Origin of the sequence: Stutzerimonas sp. FeSN7, from assembly GCF_030263795.1 — a bacterium.
Taxonomy (GTDB): Bacteria; Pseudomonadota; Gammaproteobacteria; order Pseudomonadales; family Pseudomonadaceae; genus Stutzerimonas; species Stutzerimonas stutzeri.
The window spans coordinates 908,803-931,829 of the sequence record NZ_JARPMN010000001.1; the positions used below are offsets into that span (position 1 = coordinate 908,803).

The following is a 23,027-nucleotide window of genomic DNA, read 5'->3' on the forward strand; positions in this document are numbered from 1 at the left end:
TCAGCAGGGTAGCCGTCGCTCAGTCCGTGGGCAATCCGCGCAGGCCGAGGTACTCCCGCAGACGGTCATGCAGATCGTGCAGCCTCGGAACGGCGACGCCCAGCGCATCGGCGGTTGTGCAGGCATGGCCAAGCAGGTAGGCGATTTCGGTGCGGCGGCCGAGCCGGACATCCTGGTGCATCGATGAGTAGTTGGCGGCGGTCGCTTCGACTACTCGCCACACGTCGCTTTCCAGCTCCTCGGCTGCCGCGTGCTGGCCGCAGGCAGCGAGCAGCCGCGAGAGTTCGTTGCAGAGCGCGGCGAGCTGAGCGCGGTGCTGGCGCAACTCGCCATTGCGGCAGTCGTGGAGGACGGTGAGGGGATTGATCGCGCAGTTCAGCGCGAGCTTGCGCCACAGTCGGCCGAGGATGTCGTCGCTCCAGGCATTGGGGATGCCGGCCTTGTCGAGTTCACCCAAACATCCGGGGGCGCAGCCGCCATCGGGGTCGCCCAGCCAGTTCTGTCCGCGGCCGGCGAACACGACGCGCGTCGGTCCGTCCCGGTAGGCGCCTTCGGTGCTGGAGACGAAGATGCAGCGTACCAACGGCCACCGCTCGGCGATGGCCTGCTGGCTGCCCAGGCCGTTCTGCAGCAGGAGGATCTCGCAACCGGGCGCCAGGCGGGCTTCCAGCTGCGCGATGGCGGGCTCCGCATCGTAAGCCTTGCAGGCGACCAGCAGGCGTTGGATAGGCATGGGGGCGTCCGGCAGTTCCGCCGTGATCGCCTGCTGGCTGGTCTGGCCTGCCTCCTCGAGGGTGAGGCCGCCGGCCTGCCGGTAATCGGCGAGGCGTTCGGCCGAACGCAGGATGATACGTACCGGCAGCCCCGCTCTGGCCAGGCGGGTAGCCCAGAGGCTGCCGAGCGCGCCTGCGCCGAGAACGTGCCAGGTCATCGCCTCAGGCCGGCTGCTTCAGGCGCAGCGGAACGATACGCCCGGTGCTGTAAGCGCTGGGCAGCAGGGTTGCCGCACGTTCGATGATGGCCTGGGGCGTCACCGGCAGCGCTTCGGCGTCGAGGCTGACCAGGCTGATGCCGGCCTTGATCGAGACGAAGCCTTCGCTGGTCTTCAGCGCCCGCAGGTTTAGCCCTTCGTGCAGGCGCTTGAAGCTGCTCGGCGAGCAGCCTTTAAGATCGTCGATCAGCGCCAGCAGCCCGAACTGCTTTTCGTCGATCCGGCACACCACATCCAGCGGCCGGACCAGCTGCTGCAAACGCCCGGCGATGGCACGCAGGATCTCGGCATAACCGGCTTCGCCGTAACGTTCGTTCAGCACTCCGGCGTCGGGCAGGCCGATCTGCAGGTAGCACAGTGCCGTGCCGCGGCTTTCCACCTGACGCAGGCTGGCGGCCAACTGCTGGTGCAGATAGCGGGCATTGCCCAGTCCGGTCAGCGGGTCCAACAGGCTCTGCTGTTCAAGGCTGGCGACGTTTTCCGCCAGTTGGTGATTTTCCTGCTTCAGGCGCTGCAGGGAGGCGCACAGGCGGTCGGCTGCGTAGATGCGCGGCAGCAGCTGCTCGTTCATTGTCGACTTGCTGATGAAGTCGTCGACGTCGTGATCGAAGGCCTCGCCGAGGGCATTTTCGCTCTCGCGTCCGGTGAGCAGGATGATGTAGCTGTAGTGACCGCTGCTGGCGTCGCGCTGACGAATCTGGCCGGTGAGCTCCAGGCCGTCCATTTCCGGCATCAGCCAGTCCGCCAGCAGAACGTGGGCGGGACGCTGGGCGTGCTGCGCGAGGGCATCGGCAGCGCTGCTGGCGAAGCGTACGTCCTGATAGCCGGCTTTGCTCAGCGCGCGACCGATCATGACGCTGGAGAATTTGGCATCGTCGACGACGAGGATGCTCAGCTGGGGGTTGGGCATGGCGAGCTCAATGAGTTGGAGGGGGACGTCCTGTCACTCCGGGGGCGGGCGCTGACACGTCGAATCGCTATAATGACCGCGCTTTCTTAACCGTCAAGACACGCGCGCTCGGCTCATGCGGCCCGTCGCGCAACATAGTGGAGGAATCCCATGCCCTCGTTCGACGTGGTGTCCGAACTGGACAAGCACGAAGTCACCAACGCGATCGACAACGCGATCAAGGAACTGGATCGACGTTACGACCTGCGCGGCAAAGGCAGCTTCGAGCAGAAGGACCTGACCGTGCAGCTGACGGCAGAAGCCGAGTTCCAATTGGAGCAGATGCTCGAGATCCTCAAGTTGAGCCTGGTCAAACGCAAGATCGATATCCAGTGCCTCGAAGTCAAGGATGCCTACGCTTCCGGCAAGACCATGAAACAGGAAGCGGTGCTGCGCGAGGGGATCGACAAGGAGCTGGCGAAAAAGATCGTCGCCCATATCAAGGATGCCAAGCTCAAGGTGCAGGCAGCGATTCAGGGTGAACAGGTCCGCGTGACCGGCAAGAAGCGCGACGATCTGCAGGAGGCCATCGCTCTGCTGCGTGGCCACGAGTTCGGCATGCCGCTGCAGTTCAACAACTTCCGCGACTGATTCCCGCCGCGCTTCGGCGCACGCATCAACCCCCCGCTTTCCTCGGTGTCCCGGCTGCGCGGACACCGATCCTTCGAAGGAGTATCTCCATGGACCTCTCCGTCGACTATCTGGTCGATCTTTCCGAAGCCTGGCTGCCGGTCGCACTGCAGTACGGCGCCCAGGTCACGCTGGCACTGCTGACCTTCCTGTTCGGCTGGTGGCTGATCAACACCCTCACCGCCAAAGTCAGCAGTCTGCTGCAGCGCCGTCAGGTGGACCCGACCCTGCATGGCTTCATTGGCAGCCTGGCCAGCGTGGTGCTCAAGGTGCTGCTGCTGGTCAGCGTGGCATCGATGATCGGCGTCGAAACCACCTCGTTCATCGCCGTGATCGGCGCCGCGGGTCTGGCCATTGGCCTGGCATTGCAGGGCAGCCTGGCGAACTTCGCGGGTGGCGTGCTGATCCTGCTGTTCCGTCCGTTTCGCGTTGGCGAGTGGATCGAGGCGCAAGGTATCGCGGGCACCGTCAACTCCATCCAGATCTTTCATACGGTGCTCAAGACCGGAGACAACAAGACCGTGGTGGTGCCCAACGGCGCGCTCTCCAATGGCCATATCACCAACTTTTCCCGTGAGCCGCGCCGCCGTGCCGATATCAACATCGGCATCGATTACAGCAGCGACATCAAGCTGGCCCGCCAGATCCTGCTGGAAATCGCCGAGGACCCGCGAGTGTTGCGCGAGCCCGAGCCGGTGGTATTCGTGACGGGGCTCGGTGACAGTTCGGTGAACCTGTCGTTGCGCGTCTGGGTGGCGACCGCTGACTTCTGGCCGGTGACCTTCAGCTTTACCGAGCAGGCCAAGGAGCGCCTGACCGCCGCGGGCGTCGGGATTCCATTCCCGCAGCGCGTGGTGCACATCGTGCAGCATTGATCACCCTTTGCAAACGAAGCGAAGCCGGCATCTGCCGGCTTCGTCGTTTTCAGCTGCGCTCCGAGGCGCCTTCGCCCTCGCCGTCAAGCGGCTGCTGGCGAGTTCGGGTCCATTGCCAGGCGATCAATACCAGCGTCGGTATGCCGAGCAGGGCGGTGACCAGGAAGAAGTTGCTGTAACCCAGGTGCTCCACCATGACGCCGGAATACCCACCGAGCAGGCGCGGAAGCAGCAGCATCAGCGAGCTGAGCAGCGCGTACTGGGTCGCCGAGAACTTCAGGTTGGTCAGGCTCGACAGGTAGGCGACGAACGCGGTGGAGGCCAGACCGCCACTGAAGTTGTCGCAGGAGATGGTGACGATCAGCATCTGCAGGTTGGCGCCCATCTCCACCAGCAGCATGAACATCAGGTTGGTGGCGGCCGATGCCGCACCGCCGATGAACAGGATCGGCAGGATGCTGAAGCGCACGATCAACAGGCCGCCAAAGGCCGCGCCGAGCAGCGTCATCACCAGCCCGAACAGCTTGCTGACGCTGGCGATCTCGTCCTTGGAGAAGCCCTGATCGATATAGAAGACGTTGGCCATCACGCCCATCACCGTGTCCGACATCCGGTAGGTGGCAATCAGCCCGAGCAGTAGCAGCGCCTGCCAGCGGTAGCGCACGATGAAGTCGGTGATCGGCGTCAGTACCGGCCCCATCAGGATGCGCCCGGGCGCCGACAGGCAGCCCCAGCAGATCAGCAGGTACATGGTGCCGCGCGGCCAGTAGCCGCCCCAGTAGGACTGGAACATGCCGGTGGTGGAAACCATCAGGATGATCAGCACGATCACCGATACCGCCTGGTGGGCGAAGTCGAAGCGTGTCGGCCGCTGGCGCGCCTTGGCCTGACCGAGAATGTGGCGCACCGGGACGAACAGCGCGCGGCCCACCGGCGATACGCTGCCGAGAATGAACAGTGCGTACAGTGTGGCGCGCGGCCAGGCCTGGGCGATCAGCGCGTTGATCATCGCCGGCACCGAGATCAGCAGCACCAGCAGCAGCCCGACCGCGGCCAGCTGATGATTGAAGGTGTAGCGCGAGGGTTCGTTGGGTAGCGGCGCGGCGACGTCCGGCTCGCGGATCACCAGGCTGGTCACCAGGCCTGGCACGATGAGCAGGGCAAAGACGAGGTAGGTGGTGGTCCATGCCGCCTGGTCGTAATTCAGGTTGCTGGAGCCCAGCCATTCGGCGAGGAACAGGGCACCGGCGCTGGCCAGCAGCATGGCGATGCGGTAACCGGTCATGTAGCTGGCGGCAAGGGTCGCCTGCAACTTGTCCTCGGCGATCTCCAGGCGGTAGGCATCGATGGCGATGTCCTGAGTGGCCGATGAGAACGCCACCACCACGGCGAGGGCGATGAGCATGGTGAGATTGTGCTGCGGGTTGCACAGCGCCATGCCGATCAGGCCGACGGCGATCAGCGCCTGGGACAGCACCAGCCAGGAACGTCTCCGGCCCAGCGAGCCGATCCAGGGCAATCGCCACTGGTCGAGCATCGGCGACCACACCCATTTGAAGGCGTAGGCCAGGCTGATCCAGCTGGCAAAGCCGATGGTCTCCCGGGAAACACCCGCCTCGCGCAACCACACCGAAAGGGTGGAGAACACCAGGACCGCCGGCAGACCGGCTGCGAACCCCAGCAACAACAGGGCGAGCGTGGCAGGACTGGCGTAGGCGGCTAGCGCATCGCGCCAGGTATCACGGGACATACATCAAGGTTCTGTGCTGATGGGACGAAGGGCGCACTCTAACCGTTGAGCTCCGTCGAATGCCAGCCGTGCCGACGCATGTCCACGCGGTCGTTGACGATGGTCAGCCCCTCGGCGCGCAGCCGCATGCGTTGCTCGTGCCCGGCCGCTGTGCCGGCTGGCAGGCTGAGGCGGCCGCCGGCGGCGATCACCCTGTGCCAGGGCAGGCTGGTGTCATCCGGCAGCTGCGACATCAGGCGGCCAACCCAGCGCGCGGCGCGGCCGAGGCCGGCCATGGCGGCCAGCTCGCCGTAGCTCACCACCTTGCCCGGCGGGATCTGTGACATCACCAGGTAAACGGCGGTGCGCCGCGTTTCGGCATCGGCACCGGGGGGTGACAGCGGTGCGTGGTCATTCATGCAGAGCTTCCGGTCGGTGGTGGAGGTCGGCTCGCCGAACTCGTGATCCATTCGGCGGTCTGTGCTTGCTGTAGCTGAATGCATAGGGATAATGCCAGCCTTTCAACCCACTTCGACCATAATCCCAGCACATTTATGCTCACCAGAACCCTGCTTTGCGCGACCCTTTCCGCCGTTGCCCTGCCTTCGCTCGCCGACACCGTGTGGCTGAAGAATGGCGATCGCCTGACCGGCAAGATCAGTGTGCTCGACGGCGGCAAGCTGCTCATCGAAACCGAGTATGGCGGTTCGATTCCGCTGAAGTGGAGCAAGATCGCCACGCTGGAAAGCGACCAGAAGCTGCTGATCAAGCAGGACGATGTGACCGGCGAGGTCGCTCAGTCCCTGCAGGCAGCCGACGAGGGCAAGGTCGTCATCGCCAACGGTGCCGCGCCGCGCACCGTGGAGCTGGCGAGCATCACCCAGATCATCCATCCCAAGCCGCTGATCCAGGATTTCACCTGGAAGGGCAATGTCGACGTGGCGATGGACTACAAGCGTGCCGAGACCGATACCGACGACTACGACGTCTCCTTTGACACCAAGGCGCGTCACGGCCTGTGGCGCCACAACGGCACCGGCAACTACAACCGCGAGTACCGCGACGGCGTGACGGTCACCGACAACTGGGATGCCGAGTACGCGCTGGACCGCATCCTCGATCAGCACTGGTTCTGGCAGGGGCGGTTGAGCTACAAGCGCGACCAGATCGAGGACGTGCGCCGTCAGCGCACCATCGGTACCGGTCCCGGTTACCAGTTCTGGGACAACGAGCTGGGCGCCTTCTCCCTGGCAGGGCTGATCAACCGTAGCGACTACGAGTTTGCCGACGGCGAAAAGGAGAACTTCTACCTGGCGGCGATGAAGTGGGACTACAACCGCTACCTGGTGGGCAAGACCTTCGAGCTGTTCAGTACCGGCGAACTCGGCAAGCCGCTGGAGAACGTTGCCGACTACGCGCTCGATGCCGAGGTCGGCCTGCGTTACAAGGTGACCGACTGGGCTTCGCTGAACATGAAGGCAGAGAAGGACATCATCAGCGGTGCCGACAACGATCTCGACTTGACCCGCTACAGCATCGGTTTCGGCGTGGGCTGGTAAGCCTTATCGATCCGGTGTGCATATATAAGAAAGGCAGCCATCTGGCTGCCTTTCTTCTTTGGCCCTGACGCCCCGATCAGAGACGCAGCCCGCCGTCCAGTTCGAGGATGCGGCCGGTGTAATAGTCGTTCTCGAATATGTAGGCGACCGAGTGGGCGATTTCCGCCGGCTTGCCCATGCGCTTGAGGGGAATGCCAGCGGTCATCTTCTCCAGCGCTTCGGGCTTCATGCTGGCGACCATCTCGGTCTCGATGAAGCCGGGCGCCACCCCTGCCACGCGAATGCCATAGCGCGCCAGTTCCTTGGCCCAGACCACGGTAGCCGAGGCGACACCGGCCTTGGCCGCGGAGTAGTTGGTCTGGCCCATGTTGCCGGCGCGGGAGATCGACGAGATGTTGATGATCGCGCCTTCGCTCTTGAGCTCGACCATCTTCGCTGCGACTTCCCGGGTGCAGAGGAATACGCCGGTGAGGTTGACGTCGATCACCGCCTGCCACTGGGCCAGGCTCATCTTGCTGATTTCGCCATCCTTGACCTTGAGCAGCAGGCCGTCGCGCAGGATGCCGGCATTGTTGACCAGCCCATGCAGGCCACCGAAGTCCTCGGCGACGCGCGCGACCGTCTCGCAGACCTGCTCCTCGCTGGCGACGTTGCACAGGTAGGCGCGGGCCTCGCCACCGGCGGCCTTGCAGGCGGCCACGGCTTCGTCCAGACGGTCCTGGTTGAGGTCCACCAGAGCCAGGCGTGCGCCCCTGCCTGCCAGGTGCTCGGCCATGGCGCGGCCGAGGCCCTGGCCGCCGCCAGTGACGATGATGACCTTGTCTTGCAGTTGCATGCGCGTCTCCTAGTTGTCCTTGTTAAGCGGGAACGACGCCCGCCAGGGAAATCGTTATGCTGGGCGCTCCGTCGTCCCGGACCGTATCGAGGAGCCACAGGTGAGCGCCGAAGCCCGCAAGCATGCCCGACAACTTCTGCTCAAGGAATACCGCGGCGTGCTCTCCACCCATTCCCAGGCCATGCCCGGCTTTCCGTTCGGCTCGGTCGTGCCCTATTGCCTGGACGCGCGTGGCTGGCCGCTGCTGCTGATCAGTCGGATCGCCCAGCACACCCGCAATCTCAAGGCCGATGCGCGCTGTTCGCTGCTGGTCGGTGAGCGCGCCGCCGAGGACGTCCAGGCAGCGGGCCGGCTCACGCTGTTGGCCGAGGCCCGCCAGCTCGACGATGGGGCGGCGATCGAGGCGGCTGCGCAACGCTACTACCGCTACTTCCCCGAGTCGCAGGACTACCACCGCGTCCATGACTTCGACTTCTGGGTGCTGGAACCGGTGCGCTGGCGCTACATCGGCGGTTTCGGTGCAATTCACTGGCTGGACGACGTCGCCTTGGCCAATCCCTTCGCTGCCGAGAATGGCGAGGTGGAGCGGGGCATGGTCGAGCACATGAACGATGATCATGCAGCGGCCATCGCCCACTATGTCGAGCAGGCCGGGCTGTCGCAGGGTGCGCTAGCGCAAATGGCCGGTATCGACAGTGAAGGCTTCCACCTGCGTGTCGGCCAGGCACTGCACTGGATAGCCTTTCCCGAGCCCTGCTCGACGCCGGGGGCGGTGCGCCAGGCGCTGGTGGCGATGGCGCGGCGCTGACGCGGTTCAGCTTGGCTTCAGCGGCGCTGCGCATAATCCGGTTACAGGGCTTTTTTCACCCGGGTTGAATTAGACCCGCGATGCCGCCATCTACAGAGGACTGGAAGCTGATCTTCCGCCAAGGACCATCGATGCGAATCTTTTTTGTGCTGTTTCTGTTGTTTCCGCTGGCCGAGCTGTATGTGCTGATCAAGGTCGGCAGCTCCATCGGCGCGCTGGCCACCATCCTGCTGCTGGTGCTCAGCGGCATTGCCGGTGTTCTGCTGCTGCGTCTGGCCGGTTTCGCCACCGCCTGGCGTGCCCGCGAGCGCCTGGCGCGCGGCGAGTTGCCCGAGCGTGAAATGCTGCAGGGGCTGATGATGGCAATCGGCGGTGGCTTGCTGTTCCTGCCCGGCTTCATCAGTGACGTGCTGGCGCTGATCGTACTCTTCCCGCCGACACGCAACTTCCTGTTCCGCCAGATCAACCGTCGCATGGAGGCGCAGATGCGCCGTCAGCGCGCCTTCGCTGACGACTTGCAGGCCCGCGCCAACCCGCAACGGCCCAATGTGATCGAGGGCGAATGGGAGCGACGCGATCAGGACAAATGATCCGCTCGCGCGATAACCGGCATGCCAGCAGGCATGCCGTTTTTCATTTGCGGCCATGAAAATTTCATCCGCGCCCCTTGAAATGCTCTTGAACGCCCGCATGTAGCGGACACCGCAAGGTCGCTGTCGTGTTCGACAGTCCGTCTTCTGCGGCTCGCACTGCGGGCCGCAACCGGCACAGCCGGATTTGCCCAACCCGCCGATGAAGGGTCATCGGCATGGAACCACTCTACTAGGAGAGATCGACAATGAAGCTTCGTCCTCTGCATGACCGCGTCGTGATTCGTCGCAGCGAAGAAGAAACCAAGACCGCAGGCGGCATCGTCCTGCCGGGCTCCGCTGCCGAGAAACCGAACCGTGGCGAAGTCGTTGCTGTCGGTACCGGACGTGTGCTGGACAACGGCGAAGTGCGCGCTCCGGCCGTTAAGGTCGGCGACAAGGTGGTGTTCGGCCCGTACTCCGGCAGCAACACCGTCAAGGTCGACGGCGAAGACCTGCTGGTGATGAGCGAGAACGAAATCCTCGCCGTCATCGAAGCCTGATTACCGCGAATCTCCGTACATAATTCACGAATTGAGGATCAATCAACATGGCTGCTAAAGAAGTCAAATTCGGCGACTCCGCACGCAAGAAGATGCTGGTCGGTGTGAACGTCCTGGCTGATGCGGTAAAAGCGACCCTCGGCCCGAAAGGCCGCAACGTGGTGCTGGAGAAGAGCTTCGGTGCTCCGACCATCACCAAGGACGGCGTTTCCGTTGCCAAGGAAATCGAGCTGAAGGACCGCTTCGAGAACATGGGCGCCCAGCTGGTCAAGGACGTTGCCTCCAAGGCCAACGACGAGGCCGGTGACGGCACCACCACCGCCACCGTCCTGGCCCAGGCCATCGTCAACGAGGGCCTGAAGGCCGTCGCTGCCGGCATGAACCCGATGGACCTGAAGCGCGGCATCGACAAGGCGACCATCGCCATCGTCGCCGAGCTGAAGCAGCTGGCCAAGCCGTGCACCGACTCCAAGGCCATCGCCCAGGTCGGCACCATCTCCGCCAACTCCGACGAGTCCATCGGCCAGATCATCGCCGAGGCCATGGAGCGCGTGGGCAAGGAAGGCGTGATCACCGTTGAGGAAGGTTCGGGCTTCGAGAACGAGCTGTCCGTCGTCGAGGGCATGCAGTTCGACCGCGGCTACCTGTCGCCGTACTTCATCAACAAGCCGGACACCATGGTTGCCGAGCTGGACAACCCGCTGCTGCTGCTGGTCGACAAGAAGATCTCCAACATCCGCGAACTGCTGCCGGTGCTGGAAGGCGTCGCCAAGGCCGGTCGTCCGCTGCTGATCGTTGCCGAAGACGTGGAAGGCGAAGCCCTGGCCACCCTGGTGGTCAACAACATGCGCGGCATCGTCAAGGTCGCTGCGGTCAAGGCACCGGGCTTCGGCGATCGCCGCAAGGCCATGCTGCAGGACATCGCCATCCTGACCGGCGGTACCGTGATTTCCGAAGAAGTCGGCCTGAGCCTGGAAACCGCTACCCTGGAGCACCTGGGTAACGCCAAGCGCGTCGTGCTGAACAAGGAAAACACCACCATCATCGACGGCGCTGGTGCCCAGGCCGACATCGAAGCTCGTGTGGCGCAGATCCGCAAGCAGATCGAAGACACCACCTCCGACTACGACAAGGAAAAGCTGCAAGAGCGTCTGGCCAAGCTGGCTGGCGGTGTTGCCGTGATCAAGGTCGGTGCCGGTACCGAAGTCGAGATGAAAGAGAAGAAAGCCCGCGTCGAAGACGCCCTGCATGCGACCCGTGCGGCCGTTGAAGAAGGCGTGGTGCCTGGCGGTGGCGTGGCTCTGGTACGTGCTCTGCAGGCCATCTCCGAGCTCAAGGGTGACAACGAAGACCAGAACGTCGGTATCGCGCTGCTGCGTCGTGCCGTCGAAGCTCCGCTGCGTCAGATCGTTGCCAACGCCGGCGGCGAGCCGAGCGTGGTGGTCGACAAGGTCAAGCAGGGTTCGGGCAACTACGGCTTCAACGCTGCGTCCGACACCTACGGCGACATGATCGAGATGGGTATCCTCGATCCGGCCAAGGTCACTCGTTCCGCGCTGCAGGCTGCTGCTTCCATCGGCGGTCTGATGGTGACTACCGAAGCCATGGTTGCCGAAGTGGTAGAAGACAAGCCGGCCCCGGCCATGCCGGACATGGGCGGCATGGGTGGCATGGGCGGCATGATGTAAGCCGACCGGCCCCTTGGCTCCATAAAAAGAACCCCGCCTCGTGCGGGGTTTTTTTGCGTGCCGTTCAGTGCATCCTCGACCGTTCGTCAAAAAGAACGCAGGAATTAACTAGCTGAGCTACGGTCAGTTAACCACCGCCTAATCAAGGGTTTACGCCATGAAGCTGGAAATCGCTCGAGGATTGTTCCTCATCGGCGCGCTCGGAGTGACCACGCTTTGCGTAGCGGCATGGAATGAGCCCGGAGCGACACTGGTGCAGAGCAGCGAAAGCCGCAGCTATTGCCCGTTGCCGCCAGGCAGCAAATCCCGCTTCGAGGCGGCGCGCCCCGATCAGGATCTGCTCCTGCTTCTCTACGGCCTGTCACAAGGCATGCGCTAACGCCTCTGGCGTCAGGCGATGCCGGGCTCGGCGGCCTGCTGCGGTGCCTTGTCCGGCCTGGCCAGCAGTTCATAGACGGCAGGCAGCACGAACAGCGTGAACAGCGTGCCCACCGACATCCCGGTGGCGATCACCAGGCCGATGTCGAACCGGCTGACGGCGCCGGCCCCACTGGCGATGATCAGCGGCACCATGCCGAACACTGTCGCTGCGGTGGTCATCAGCACCGGCCGCAGGCGAATCGCCGCCGCTTCTTCCACCGCTTCGCGGCGGCTCAGGCCGCGCTCACGACGCAGCTGGTTGGCGAACTCGACGATCATGATGCCGTGCTTGCTGATCAGACCGATCAGCGTCACCAGGCCCACCTGGGTATAGATGTTCATGCTCGACAGGCCGAGGAACAGCGGCACCAGCGCCCCGCACACGGACAACGGTACGGTGACCAGGATCACCAGCGGATCGCGGAAGCTCTCGAACTGTGCGGCCAGGACCAGGAAGATCACCGCCAGCGCCAGGGCGAAGGTCAGGTACAGCGCATTGCCTTCCTGCACGTACTGCCGCGACGCGCCGGCGTAATCGAAGCTGAAGCCCTCCGGCGCTTCCTCGCGGGCGATGGTCTGCAGCGTTTCGATCGCCTCGCCCATGCTGACGATGGGAAAGCCCTGGATCATCGCGGCGTTGAGCTGCTGGAACTGCTTGAGCTGAGTCGGCCGGGCGCGGTCGCGTACCTTGATCAAGGTCGAGAGCGGCAGCATCTGGCCCTGCTGGTTGCGCACGTAGTAGTTGCTCAGCCAGTCGGGGTTGTCGCGGTAGGCGCGTTCGACCTGGGCGATGACCTTGTAGCTGCGGCCCTCGATGGTGAAGCGGTTGATCTCGCCCTCGCCGAGCAGGGTGCTCAGGGTCAGGCCGAGGTCTTCCATGGAGACGCCCATCTGCGCGGCCTTCTCGCGGTCGATCTCGACCACGATCTCCGGCTTGTCGAACGCCAGGTCCACATCGAGGAAGGCGAACTTGCCGGACTCCTCGGCGCGCTTGCGGATGCGCTCGGTCACCTGCAGCAGCGTTTCGTAGTCGTTGGCGGTATTGATCACGAACTGGAACGGCAGGCCTTCGCCGGTGCCGGGCAGCGAAGGCAGGTTGAAACCGAAGATCTGCAGGCCGGGCAGGCGATCGAGCTTGGCCTGTACCTCGGGCAGGATTTCCATCTGCGAGCGTTCGCGCTCGTCCCAGGGTTTGAGCAGGAAGCCGCCAATGCCGCTCTGCACGCCATCGAAGCCGTTGATCTGGAACCAGGAGTAGTACTCCGGGAAGCTCTTGAATATCTCCAGGAACTGGTCGGTGTAGGCGTTCAGGTAGTCCAGGTTGGCGGTCTTCGGTGCGCTGGCCATCATGAAGACGATACCCTGGTCCTCCTCGGGCGCCAGTTCGCTCTCGGTGAACATCAGCAGCACCGGAATCAGCGCCAGCACGAGCACGGCGAACACCAGTACCACCGGGCGTGTATTGAGGGTGCCGTGCAGCGCGTGCTGGTAACGCTGCTTGAGGCGTTCGAACAGCTCATCCAGGCGATGGGCGAAGCCGCTGGGGTTCTCTTCGTGGCGCAGCAGCTTCGAACACATCATCGGCGATAGCGTCAGCGCCACCACACCGGAAATCAGCACGGCGCCGGCCAGGGTCAGGGCGAACTCCTGGAACAGCGCACCGGTCAGCCCCTGCAGGAAGCCGATGGGAGCATAGACCGCGGCCAGGGTGATGGTCATCGAGACCACCGGCATGGCGATCTCCCGGGCGCCGTCGAGCGCCGCCTGGAACGGCGATTTGCCCTGCTCGATGTGCCGGTGGATGTTCTCCACCACGACGATGGCATCGTCCACCACCAGGCCGATCGCCAACACCATGGCCAGCAGCGTCAGCAGATTGATCGAGTAACCCATCGCCTGCATGAAGAACAGCACGCCGATCATCGACAACGGGATGGTCACCACCGGAATCAGCACCGTGCGCAGCGAGCCGAGGAACAGGAAGACCACGACGATGACGATCACCGCGGCCTCGGCCAGGGTCTTCACCACCTCGTCGATGGACGCCTGGATGAATTCGGTGGCGTCGTAGGCGATGGTCGCCTTCAGGCCCGGCGGCAGTTGTGCCTCGATCTGCGGCATGATCGCGCGCACTTCCTTGATCACGTCCAGCGGGTTGGCGCTGGGCGTGCCCTTGATACCGATATAGACCGAGGGAATACCGTCGAACGAGCTGATCGAGTTGTAGCTTTCGGCGCCCATCTCCACCCGTGCCACGTCACCCAGCAGGACGCGGCTGTCGCCCTGGGTCTTGAGCGGGATGGCGGCGAACGCTTCCGGCGTCTTCAGCTCGGTGTCGGCGTTGATGCTGGTGACCACGTACTGGCCTTTCACTTCGCCGGCTGCCGAGAGGAAGTTGTACTTGCGCACCGCCTCGTTCACGTCGCCCGCGGAGACGCCGTAGGCTGCCAGCTTCACCGGGTCCAGCCACAGGCGCATGGCGAACACTTGGTTGCCAAGGATCTCCGCCTCGGCCATGCCCGGCAGCGTCGCCAGCTTGGGCTGGATGACTCGCGACAGGTAGTCGGTGATCTGCGGGTTGGACAGCTGGTCGCTGTAGAAGCTGATGTACATCAGCGCAGTGGAATCGGCCGCCTGCTTGTTCAGCACCGGGTCCTCGGCGTCCTGCGGCAGCTGGTTCTTGACCGAGTTGGCCTGGCTGAGCAGCTCGGTGTAAAGGCGATCGGTGTCGGCGCCGATGCGCGCGTAGACCGAGATCACCGAGGCGTTCTGCTGGCTGACCGAGGTCATGTAGTCCACCCCTTCGGCGCTGGCCAGACTCTGCTGCAGCGGCTGGGTGATATAGCCCTGAATGGTTTCGGCGTTGGCGCCGGGGTAGGCGGTGGTCACCGTGATCAGCGCGCTTTCCATCTGCGGGTACTGGCGAATGGTCAGGCTGTTGAAGGCCTGAATGCCGAGCAGCACGATCAGCAGGCTGATGACGCTCGCCAGTACCGGGCGGCGGATGAAGGGATCGGTGAAGGCCATGGGCAAGTCCCTGGAACTGTTCGATGTGGCGCTACCGCCGGAGCGGCAGGCCGCTTATTCGGACGCCGGCTCGGCGCCGTCCAGCTTGAGCGTGCGGCTCTCGGCGATGGCGACATGGGTGCCGCTGTCGAGCTTGAGCTGGCCGGCAGTGATCACCTGTTCGCCGCCTTCCAGGCCGTCGAGAATGACCACCAGGCCGTCGCGACGCTCGCCAGTGGTGACGAAACGGCGCTCGACCACCAGGTAGGGCTCGTCGCTGCTGACCCCCTCCGGCGGCGTGCCTTCGGTGACCAGCAGTACCGAGTTGCCGTACAGGGTGTAGGTGATGGCGGTTTCCGGCACCACCACTTGCGCGGTTTCGGTCGGTAGCAGCACCTGCAGGTCGGCGAACATGCCGGGCAGCAGGCGGCCGTCGGGGTTGGCCAGTTCGGCGCGGACCTGCACGTTGCGGGTTGTGGTTTCCACCTTCGGGTTCAGCGCGGTGATCACGCCTTCGAAACGCTCGTCCGGGTAGGCGGCCACGCGCAGCTGCACTCGCTGGCCGAGCTTCAGCAGCGGCACATGCTGTTCGGCCAGGAAGAAGTCGACGTACAGCGTGGACAGGTCCTGAAGCGTGGCGATCGGCGTACCGGCGGCGAGGTAGTCGCCGACATCCACCTGGCGGATGCCGATGGTGCCGGAGAAGGGCGCCAGCACACGCTTCTTCGCCAGGCTGGCGCGCAACTGGGCGACGCTGGCCTCGGCCTTCTGCGACTGGGCGTTGAGGCGGTCGTACTCGCTGCGGGAAATGGCCTGGCGATCCAGCAGGCTGCGGGCGCGCTGGAATTCCAGGCGGGACAGGTTCAGGTCGGCCTCGGCGCTGGCCAGGCTGGCCTGCTCCACTTCACTGTCCAGCAGCACGATGGCCTGGCCCTTGCTGACTTTCTCGCCGGACTGGAACTGCACGTCGCTGATGGTGCCGGCAATCTCGACGCTGAGGTCGATGCCCTGCGATGCCTTGAGCGTACCGATCGCCGGCAGGCGGCTCTGCCAGTCCATGCGTCGGGCTACTTCCGCCTCGACGTTGATCGCCGGCTTGGGCGCCTGGAACTGCTGAATCTGTTGGTAGATCGAGTTGAACTTGAAGGCGGCGAGGATCGCAACGACGACGACCACCGCGCCCAGCATGAACAGCATGCGGCGCAACATTTTCCGATTTCCTTGGAGATGTGAGCCGGCTGTCTACTGCCGTGATCGAGGCAGCCGTTCGAACGTCCGGTCATCGTCGCTTGGACGATGGCTGCACTGGCGCAGCCGGACCGGGGAGGGAGGAACTTAGCCCCGAATCGGAGGCAAGTAAAGGGGGAGAGAGGGCGCAGGACTGCTGAAATGCGGGGCGGGCGGCAGACTGTCGAGCCGCCCCGCTGATCGTCAGCCTGCGAGGCGGCGGGTAACCTCTGTGAGCTGCGCCGACAATCCGTGCAGGTTCTGGCTGGCGGCTTCGGTGCGTTCGACGTTCTGCTGGTTGGTGGTGGCGATGGACGTGATCTCGGTGAGGTTGCGCGAGATATCCTCGGCCACGGCGGTCTGCTCCTCGGCTGCGGTGGCGATCTGACGGTTCATGTCACGGATCGCTTCGACCGCTTCAGTGATGCGTTGCAGCATCTGGCCTGCTTCGGTCACCTGGCCGACGCCCTGTTCGCTGCGCGCCTGGCCGCTCTCGATGGCGCGCACGGCGTTGCTCGCGCCGGTCTGCACGGTGTCGATGATCTGGTGGATTTCGGCGGTGGATTCCGCGGTGCGCTGGGCCAGCGTGCGTACCTCGTCGGCGACCACGGCAAAGCCGCGGCCGGCGTCACCCGCTCGGGCCGCCTCGATGGCGGCATTGAGCGCGAGCAGGTTGGTCTGGTCGGCGATCCCGCGGATCACCTCTAAGACCTTGCCGATGCGCCCGCTATCACCCTCCAGGCGACGGATGACGTCCGCCGTGCTGGCGATCTCGTTGCTCATGTCGGTGATAGTGGCGATGGTGCCGCGCATCACCGCTTCGCCCTGCTGGGCGGAATGGTCGGCGGCGTCGGCGGCCTGCGCGGCTTCGGCGGCATGCCGCGAGACTTCCTGGGCGGTCGCGGACATCTCGTGCATCGCCGTGGCGACCTGATCGGTACGCGAGAACTGCTCGCGGGCGCCGTTGGCCATCAGCCTGGCGATGGCGTTCAGCTCGCCGCTGGCACTGTCCAGATTGGAGGTGCTCTGCTGCAGGCGGGTGAAGGTATCGGCGAGGAAGTCGCGCAGCACGTTGGCGGCGGCGGCGAGGCGGCCCAGTTCGTCGCTGCGGCTGGCATCCACGCGGTCGGCGAACTTGCCCTGGCTGAGGCGCGCGATGTGCTCGATCAGGTTGCGAATCGGTTCGATGATGCGTCGATTGACCAGCCACAGGCTGAGTAGCGCCACCACCACGCCGGCCAGGATCATGATGACCGGGCCGAGCAGCGCGGTGGCTTCGGCATCGGCCTGTATCGCCTCCGAACGCTGCCTGGCGGCCGCATGCAGCTGCTTGACCAGTTCGCTGAGCTGGGCGCTTGTGGCACGGTCGATCCCGGCTACTGCAGCATCACCGGCAAGCGGGTCGCTGTCGGCAGCGATGAAGGCGTCCAGGCCCTTGCGGTAGGCGCCGCCCAGCGTTCGATGCTCGTTGCGCAGGCGCTCGATCTGTCCGGCCAGCTCCGGTTCGTCGGCACTCAGCACGAGCAGATCGCCAAGAACCTTCTGCACCTTGGCTTCCTGTGCCTCGAACTGGCTCCAGTAGCGGTTGCGATTTTCGAGCTGCTTGCCGCGCAGCAGCACGTTCTTCCATTCCTGCACCTGCACCTTGAACTCGAGGTTGGCCTCGTCGATCAGTTGCAGCTCGGCCAGGGGCCCGTCGAGCAGCGTCTGGAATTGGTCGATATCGCTGCTGAGCATGCGGATGCAGCCGAGGGCGATGAGGAGCGTCAGCAGCAGGCTGCCGCCGATCAGCGCGAGGATCTGCGCGCGCAGGGACTTCTGGAGCATGGGCAAGGTCTCGTCGTTTGAGAAAACGTCAATGAGCATCCCTGCCGTTGCCCAGCACATCGGCCGGGTGACGTGTTTCTTGAGCTAGACGATGCGCAGATGGTTGTCCCAGAGCCCTGCCGGCATCTGCAGCGGCGTACTGGTGAAACGCTCGCCGCGGCAGTCGAACAGGCGGCAGCGGCCCTGTCCGGAGCTGACCACGAAGCCCTCGGCGACTGCCGCGACGCCAGCGCAATCGGGCAGGTGAGCCTCCTGGCGCAGCGCGGCACTGTCCAGGTCCCAGATGAACACCTTGTTGCCGCGTGGCGCGGTGACGGCCAGCAGCCGCAGCTCGTCGTGGATGGCGAGGCTGGCGGTGTACTGGTTCATGATCTGCCGCTGCGCCTCGCCCAGCGGGAAGTGCTGGAAGGGCTGCCCGGGCCGCTTGATCGCCAGCAGCGGCACGCGGTCCATCGGGTCGCCTTCGTACTGCTGGCCGCTGACGACCGTGCCGTCGGCGGCGACGGCGAGGTGGCGCACGCTGTTCATGCGCTCCGGCAGTTGTTCCTTGCTGACCAGGCTGCCGTCGCGACGCAGCAGCACCAGGCTCGGCTCCATGGCGTCGAGATTCATCATCTCGCGGCTGTCGGCCTCGGTGCGGATGCCGCCGTTGGCGATCACCAGGGTTTCGTGATCCGGCATCCACAGCAGCTGGTGGGGGCCGATGCCATGGGTCGCGTGCTCGCCGACGCGCACCAGCTCTCGGCCTTGCAGGCGGTAGACACCAAGCACGCCACGGCCGGCGTCGCGGGTGTCGTTCTCGGTGGTGTAGAACCATTCGCCATCGCGGTGGAACACGCCGTGGCCATAGAAGTGCCGGTCGGGTGGCGGCGCCAGCACCTGCAGCAGGCGTCCGTCACGCGAGTCGATCAGGTAACTCTCGCGGCTAGGGCGCCGACCGACGAACACCGCCAGCGGCAGGTAGGGATGCGGATACACGTCATGGCAGCGCTCGGCGACCGGGGTGGCGAACACCTGGCTCCCGTCGAGCCGATAGCCGACGGCATAGTGTCGCCCCTCCTGATCGTTGCGTGCGGAGAGCAGCACCGGCCGCCCGCCATGACGGCTCAGACTCCAGCCCGCGATGCCACTTGCCGCGAGCACGGCGCCACCCAGACCGAGCAGGGTTCGACGTTTCATCTCAGTCCCCGTCGTGAGCGTTGAAGCCGATCTGCACGCCGAGGGCGCGGGCCAGCTCCTGCTGGTGCAGGCGATGCAGACGGTCGATGCCCTGGTAGAGCGCATCCAGTTCGCTGCGGCCCTGTTCGTCCGCCAGCAGCGCGCCGAAAGGTTGCGTCAGCCGGCCCAGGTGCTGCAGCAGCTGGGCGTAAGCTGCGTCGATGCGCTGCGCCAGGTCCGCCTGCTCGGCAGGCAGTAGCGAACGCAGGCCGTTGTTGTCTGCGCCTAGCCAGAGGCTTTCGGCACCCTTGACCGCTGCGGCGATGCTGGCCAGCGTGGTGTCGCTGCGCCAGCCCTCGGCCTGGTAAGGCTGCGGATGGCCCTTGGTCTGTCGACCGAGCGGGGCGCCGAGCTTCTTCTTCAGGCCATCGAGGGCGGTGACCTGGACTCGCAGCAGCTCGGCGATCGCCTCGCTTGGCTCGGCATAGCGCTCGTTGGGGAAGCTGCGCAGCTGGTCGGCCATGCCGTCCTTGTCTTCCCACTGCTGCAGCACGCCGGCGGCAAGCTGCTGCTGGTGTTCACCGATGGATGTCAGCAGCGGGCAGTAGCGGGCCTTGGTTGCGCTGTCGCCGAGATCGATCGTCTTGTCGAAGAGAACGTACTCGTAGGCGCTGAGACCCTGTACGACGACGCTGGCACCGTCCAGATCGGCCTGCGTTAGGTTGGGCTTGGCCCCGAGCAGGGCCGTGACCTGACGCGCGACCAGGTTTTTCTTGTCCGGCCAGAACTGCACCTGCCAGGCCAGGTTGCCTTCGCCCATCGGGCCTATCAGCAAGGGTTGCAGGCCGGCCCAGGCCGACTGCGCATGAACGAAGGCTTCGCGCGCCTCTTCGAGGGTCTGGTTGTCGGCGCAGTAGGCGATGGCGCTGGCCGCCAGGCGACGGTCGGTTTCGGCCCAGTGGGTGTAGGCGGGCAGCAGGACGCCATCGGTCAGCGCCTTGCTGGTTTCGGCCTGCGGATCGGCAGGCGTGCAGGCGCTCAGCAGCAGGGCGGTCAACAGACCGCCGCTGGCCATGCGCAGGGTGTTGGAACGAATCATGGTGTCCTCGTCGGCATTGCCGGTTTGCAGCGCTCTCGCGCCGGGAAAGCATGGATACATGGGTTCACTCAGAGCGACTCGAGGAAGCTCAGCAGTGCGTTGCGTTCGTCCTGATCGAAGCCCAGCACGATCTGGCGCGATCGCTCCGCTTCGCCGCCGTGCCAGAGAATGGCTTCGAGCAGGTTGCGGGCGCGCCCGTCATGCAGGAACTGGGTATGTCCACTGACCGTCTTGGTCAGGCCGATGCCCCACAGCGGTGGGGTGCGCCACTCGCGGCCGCTGGCTTCGAACTCGGGGCGGTGGTCGGCCAGGCCTTCGCCCATGTCGTGCAGCAGCAGGTCGGTATAGGGGCGGATCACCTGATTGGCCAGCTCGGGCTCCGCGGCATCGGCGGCGGTGGTGAATTGTGGTACGTGGCAGCCGTGGCAGCCGGCGCGGTGAAACAGTGTCTTGCCGGCCAGTACCTGCGGATCACCAACGTTGCGCCGTGCCGGTACGCCGAGGTTGCGCGTGTAGAACAGCACCTGGGCGAGGATGTTGTCGCTTACCTCAGGCTCGCCGCCGTCGGGCATCGCCCGGCATTCGACCTGCCGCTCGGTGCAGCTGCTGCCGCTGAACAGGCTGGTGGACAGTCCCATGTCGTTGAAGAAGGCGTCGGCGTTCTGCTGGTTGAGGCTCGGCTGGCCGGCCTTCCAGCCGAAACGGCCGATGACGGTCTGCCGGCTGGTCTGGTCGAACACCCGATTGGGTCGGCCGGAAATGCCGTCGCCATTGCGATCGTCGGGGTCGGCATTGGCCAGCAGCGCTTCCTCTGGGATGGCTTCCAGCAGCCCGAGGCCGATCATCGGCGGTGCGATGCGCGGCGACATCAGGGTGTCGGGATGCATGTCGCCGTACCCCAGCTCGCTCAGTTCGATCTCCGGTCTACGGAGCTCGACTTCGCTGCCATCGGCGAAACGCACGCGCTCGGTGGAGTAACGCAGGCGCACCTTGCCCTCCGGCGCGACGCCGGGAATCGCCATGTCCTGCAGCTGGCCGCCATAGCTCGGCTCCGGTGCGATGCCGCGCTCGCGGACGACTTCGGCGTGTTCCGGGCCGGCCGGAATGGACAGACGTACCAGCATCGAGACGGCACTGGCGGCATCGGCTGCCGGCGGATGCCCGCGCCCGTCCTTGATGTGACAGTTCTGGCAGGCGTTGGTGTTGAACAGCGGGCCGAGACCGTCGCGTGCGGTAGTGGACGCAGGGGCGATGACCCAGGGATTGCGGAAGAAGCTGTTGCCGACGCTGAAGTCGAGTCGGCGCATCGGTGCCAGGTTGGCCGATGGCATGGAGAACGCGTTCTGGTCGAACTTCATCACCGTGGCGTTACCGCCCGAGAGGGCTTCGCCGGGCTCGGCCTGCTCGAAGCGCGGGGTTTCGTCGTTGCCGCAGGCAGCCAGAAACACGGCCAGCAGCGGGAAGAAGCGGCGAAACGACGGGCGCATCGGGGATACCTGCGGAGCGTTGGATTAAGCCGCGCAATCTTAGCAGCCTAATCGAAATGGAATAAGAGGGATTTGCATTTGAGGATGCGGCGGATTGCAGGCTCCGCCGCCGGTTGTTCGCCGAACGGAGACACGGGCGCCAGCGCGCGGCGCCCGTGCCGCTCCCGATCAGAATTCGTGATCGGCGGTGTCCGGGTTGAGGTCGCTGATGCCGAGGGCAGCAGCAGCCTGTTCGATGGACGCGGTCTGCTTGACCAGCGCGGCGATCGCGTTGCGCACCTTTTCCTGGCCTTCGGCATTGTCGGCGGCGATCAGCTGGTCGAAGGCTTCGCCGTTGTTGGCGCTTTCCACCAGCACCTGCAGCTTGGCTTCGGTGCTTTCCAGGTCGGTCTTCAGCGTGCTGTCCACCTCCGGGCTCACGCCCTGGACCAGCGAGGCCAGGCTCGGACCGGTCAGGGTGCTGCCGTCGACGCGCTTGTACTCGCCCAGATAAACGTTGCGGATGCCGCGGGCATTGTAGAAGTGCGAGTTGTGGGTGTTGTCGCTGAAGCAGTCGTGCTCGTCTTCGGTGGAATTGGCCTCCAGGGCGACCTTCATGCGCTCGCCGGCCAGTTCGCCGAGCGACAGGCTGCCCATGCCGAACAGCATCTTGCGCAGGCCGTTCTCCGCCGATTCGGCTTCCAGGCTGGCGCGATAGTTCTCGGCGCCCGGCTGCCACTGCTCGACCATCTCCTGCAGATCGCTGACCAGCAGGTCGGTGGCCACCTTCAGATAGGTACGGCGACGGTCACAGTTGCCGCCGGTGCAGCCTTCGCCTTCGACGTAGTCGGTGTACGGCCGCTCGCCCGCACCGGGACCGGTGCCGTTGAGGTCCTGGCCCCAGAGAAGGAACTCGATGGCGTGGTAGCCGGTGGCAACGTTGGCCTCGGATCCGGCCAGCTCGTTGAGGCTGGTCAGCAGCTCCGCGGTGATCTCGCTGGTGTCGATCTTGTCTTCGCCGACCTGCAGCTCGGTGTTGGCGATGATGTTGGCATTGGCGCCCGGGTTGCCCAGCGCATGCTGGTAGTCGCCTTCGACGTAATCGATCAGGCCTTCATCCAGCGGCCAGGCGTTGAGCTGGCCCTCCCACTCGTCCACCACCGGGTTGCCGAAGCGGAACACCTCGGTCTGCATGTAGGGCACGCGGGCGGCCAGCCAGGCCTGGCGAGCGGCCTGCAGGGTTTCTTCGCTGGGGTTGGCGAGCAGGGCGTCGATGGCCTGCTGGAGCTGCACTGCGGTGGCATGGGCATCGCTGAACACGGCCAGCGCCAGGTCGGCATAGTGGCTGACCACAGCCTTGGCGGCCTTCTCGTCAGGCTTCTGCGCTTGCTCGGCCGGCACGCTTTCGGTCGTGCTCTGCGGGGCCGCGGTCTGGTTCGTGGGCGTCTTGTCTTCACCGCAACCGGCGAGGGAGATGGCCACGGCGAGAAGGCTGGCGGTTGCCCAGATGGGGGTGCGTAGCATGTGCGGGTTCCTTTGCGTGCGAGTGAACGAAGCCGAGGACTGCTCGGAAGCGGTCAATAATGCGAAAGATTTTCATTTTGTGCAAAGCCAATGCGTGCGCCGGC

Annotated in this window: 20 protein-coding genes; 8 read left to right on the top strand and 12 right to left on the bottom strand. The window is 64.9% G+C overall.

The genetic code is table 11. The features are described 5' to 3' along the window. Positions 1-19: 19 nt before the first annotated feature. Both P5703_RS04130 and P5703_RS04135 read right to left on the bottom strand, forming a co-directional pair. Positions 20-931: a putative 2-dehydropantoate 2-reductase gene (locus tag P5703_RS04130; protein WP_279645097.1), complete on the bottom strand. Its 912-nt coding sequence runs from the start codon at positions 929-931 to the stop codon at positions 20-22. Between the two features lie 4 nt (positions 932-935). Beyond that, positions 936-1,901, bottom strand: a complete 966-nt coding sequence (locus tag P5703_RS04135; RefSeq protein WP_279645098.1) for a response regulator — start codon at positions 1,899-1,901, stop codon at positions 936-938. Positions 1,902-2,051: 150 nt separating this feature from the next. Here P5703_RS04135 and P5703_RS04140 point away from each other — a divergent pair, with 150 nt between their 5' ends. Both P5703_RS04140 and P5703_RS04145 read left to right on the top strand, forming a co-directional pair. Continuing rightward, positions 2,052-2,531: a YajQ family cyclic di-GMP-binding protein gene (locus tag P5703_RS04140; RefSeq protein WP_011914241.1), complete on the top strand. Its 480-nt coding sequence runs from the start codon at positions 2,052-2,054 to the stop codon at positions 2,529-2,531. An 89-nt stretch (positions 2,532-2,620) separates the two neighbouring features. After that, on the top strand, positions 2,621-3,445 hold the full coding sequence (locus tag P5703_RS04145; RefSeq protein WP_264885133.1) for a mechanosensitive ion channel family protein: 825 nt from the start codon (positions 2,621-2,623) through the stop codon (positions 3,443-3,445). Between the two features lie 49 nt (positions 3,446-3,494). Here the strand turns inward: P5703_RS04145 and P5703_RS04150 are convergent, their stop codons facing one another. Together P5703_RS04150 and P5703_RS04155 are read right to left on the bottom strand one after the other, a co-directional pair. After that, entirely contained in the window at positions 3,495-5,195 is a 1,701-nt protein-coding gene (locus P5703_RS04150) for an AmpG family muropeptide MFS transporter (protein WP_011914239.1), read from the bottom strand. 38 nt (positions 5,196-5,233) lie between these two features. After that, entirely contained in the window at positions 5,234-5,593 is a 360-nt protein-coding gene (locus P5703_RS04155) for an MGMT family protein (protein WP_041771978.1), read from the bottom strand. A 135-nt stretch (positions 5,594-5,728) separates the two neighbouring features. On the opposite strand from P5703_RS04155, the gene P5703_RS04160 reads away from it, so the two are divergent. Beyond that, complete coding sequence (locus P5703_RS04160; RefSeq protein ID WP_045633307.1) at positions 5,729-6,733, top strand: DUF481 domain-containing protein; 1,005 nt, start codon at positions 5,729-5,731, stop codon at positions 6,731-6,733. A 76-nt stretch (positions 6,734-6,809) separates the two neighbouring features. Here the strand turns inward: P5703_RS04160 and P5703_RS04165 are convergent, their stop codons facing one another. Further along, entirely contained in the window at positions 6,810-7,568 is a 759-nt protein-coding gene (locus tag P5703_RS04165) for an SDR family oxidoreductase (RefSeq protein ID WP_045633306.1), read from the bottom strand. Between the two features lie 100 nt (positions 7,569-7,668). Here P5703_RS04165 and P5703_RS04170 point away from each other — a divergent pair, with 100 nt between their 5' ends. From P5703_RS04170 to P5703_RS04190, 5 genes are all read left to right on the top strand, one after another. Continuing rightward, on the top strand, positions 7,669-8,376 hold the full coding sequence (locus P5703_RS04170) for a HugZ family pyridoxamine 5'-phosphate oxidase (RefSeq protein ID WP_045633305.1): 708 nt from the start codon (positions 7,669-7,671) through the stop codon (positions 8,374-8,376). A 131-nt stretch (positions 8,377-8,507) separates the two neighbouring features. After that, positions 8,508-8,966: an FxsA family protein gene (locus tag P5703_RS04175; protein WP_045633304.1), complete on the top strand. Its 459-nt coding sequence runs from the start codon at positions 8,508-8,510 to the stop codon at positions 8,964-8,966. A 248-nt stretch (positions 8,967-9,214) separates the two neighbouring features. Continuing rightward, positions 9,215-9,508 carry a co-chaperone GroES gene (locus P5703_RS04180; RefSeq protein ID WP_011914234.1) on the top strand — a complete coding sequence of 98 codons (294 nt, stop codon included), beginning with the start codon at positions 9,215-9,217 and terminating at the stop codon, positions 9,506-9,508. 47 nt (positions 9,509-9,555) lie between these two features. Further along, positions 9,556-11,196 (top strand): chaperonin GroEL, encoded by a 1,641-nt coding sequence (gene groL / locus P5703_RS04185; protein WP_011914233.1) that lies wholly within the window; start codon positions 9,556-9,558, stop codon positions 11,194-11,196. Between the two features lie 157 nt (positions 11,197-11,353). Beyond that, complete coding sequence (locus tag P5703_RS04190; protein ID WP_011914232.1) at positions 11,354-11,575, top strand: hypothetical protein; 222 nt, start codon at positions 11,354-11,356, stop codon at positions 11,573-11,575. Positions 11,576-11,586: 11 nt separating this feature from the next. On the opposite strand, the gene P5703_RS04195 is transcribed toward P5703_RS04190, so the two are convergent. From P5703_RS04195 to P5703_RS04225, 7 genes are all read right to left on the bottom strand, one after another. Continuing rightward, complete coding sequence (locus P5703_RS04195) at positions 11,587-14,643, bottom strand: multidrug efflux RND transporter permease subunit (protein ID WP_041755671.1); 3,057 nt, start codon at positions 14,641-14,643, stop codon at positions 11,587-11,589. A 54-nt stretch (positions 14,644-14,697) separates the two neighbouring features. Next, positions 14,698-15,831, bottom strand: coding sequence for an efflux RND transporter periplasmic adaptor subunit (locus tag P5703_RS04200; protein ID WP_045633303.1), 1,134 nt, complete (start codon positions 15,829-15,831; stop codon positions 14,698-14,700). Between the two features lie 222 nt (positions 15,832-16,053). Further along, a complete protein-coding gene (locus P5703_RS04205) occupies positions 16,054-17,676 on the bottom strand; it encodes a methyl-accepting chemotaxis protein (RefSeq protein ID WP_045633302.1) in 1,623 nt (540 codons plus the stop codon). 84 nt (positions 17,677-17,760) lie between these two features. After that, positions 17,761-18,855, bottom strand: a complete 1,095-nt coding sequence (locus P5703_RS04210) for a DUF1513 domain-containing protein (protein ID WP_285585624.1) — start codon at positions 18,853-18,855, stop codon at positions 17,761-17,763. Position 18,856: 1 nt separating this feature from the next. Beyond that, positions 18,857-19,933, bottom strand: a complete 1,077-nt coding sequence (locus tag P5703_RS04215) for an imelysin family protein (protein ID WP_285585626.1) — start codon at positions 19,931-19,933, stop codon at positions 18,857-18,859. Between the two features lie 68 nt (positions 19,934-20,001). Continuing rightward, positions 20,002-21,420, bottom strand: a complete 1,419-nt coding sequence (locus P5703_RS04220) for a di-heme oxidoreductase family protein (protein WP_014597469.1) — start codon at positions 21,418-21,420, stop codon at positions 20,002-20,004. 168 nt (positions 21,421-21,588) lie between these two features. Continuing rightward, positions 21,589-22,923 carry an imelysin family protein gene (locus P5703_RS04225; protein WP_011914225.1) on the bottom strand — a complete coding sequence of 445 codons (1,335 nt, stop codon included), beginning with the start codon at positions 22,921-22,923 and terminating at the stop codon, positions 21,589-21,591. Between the last annotated feature and the right edge of the window lie 104 nt (positions 22,924-23,027).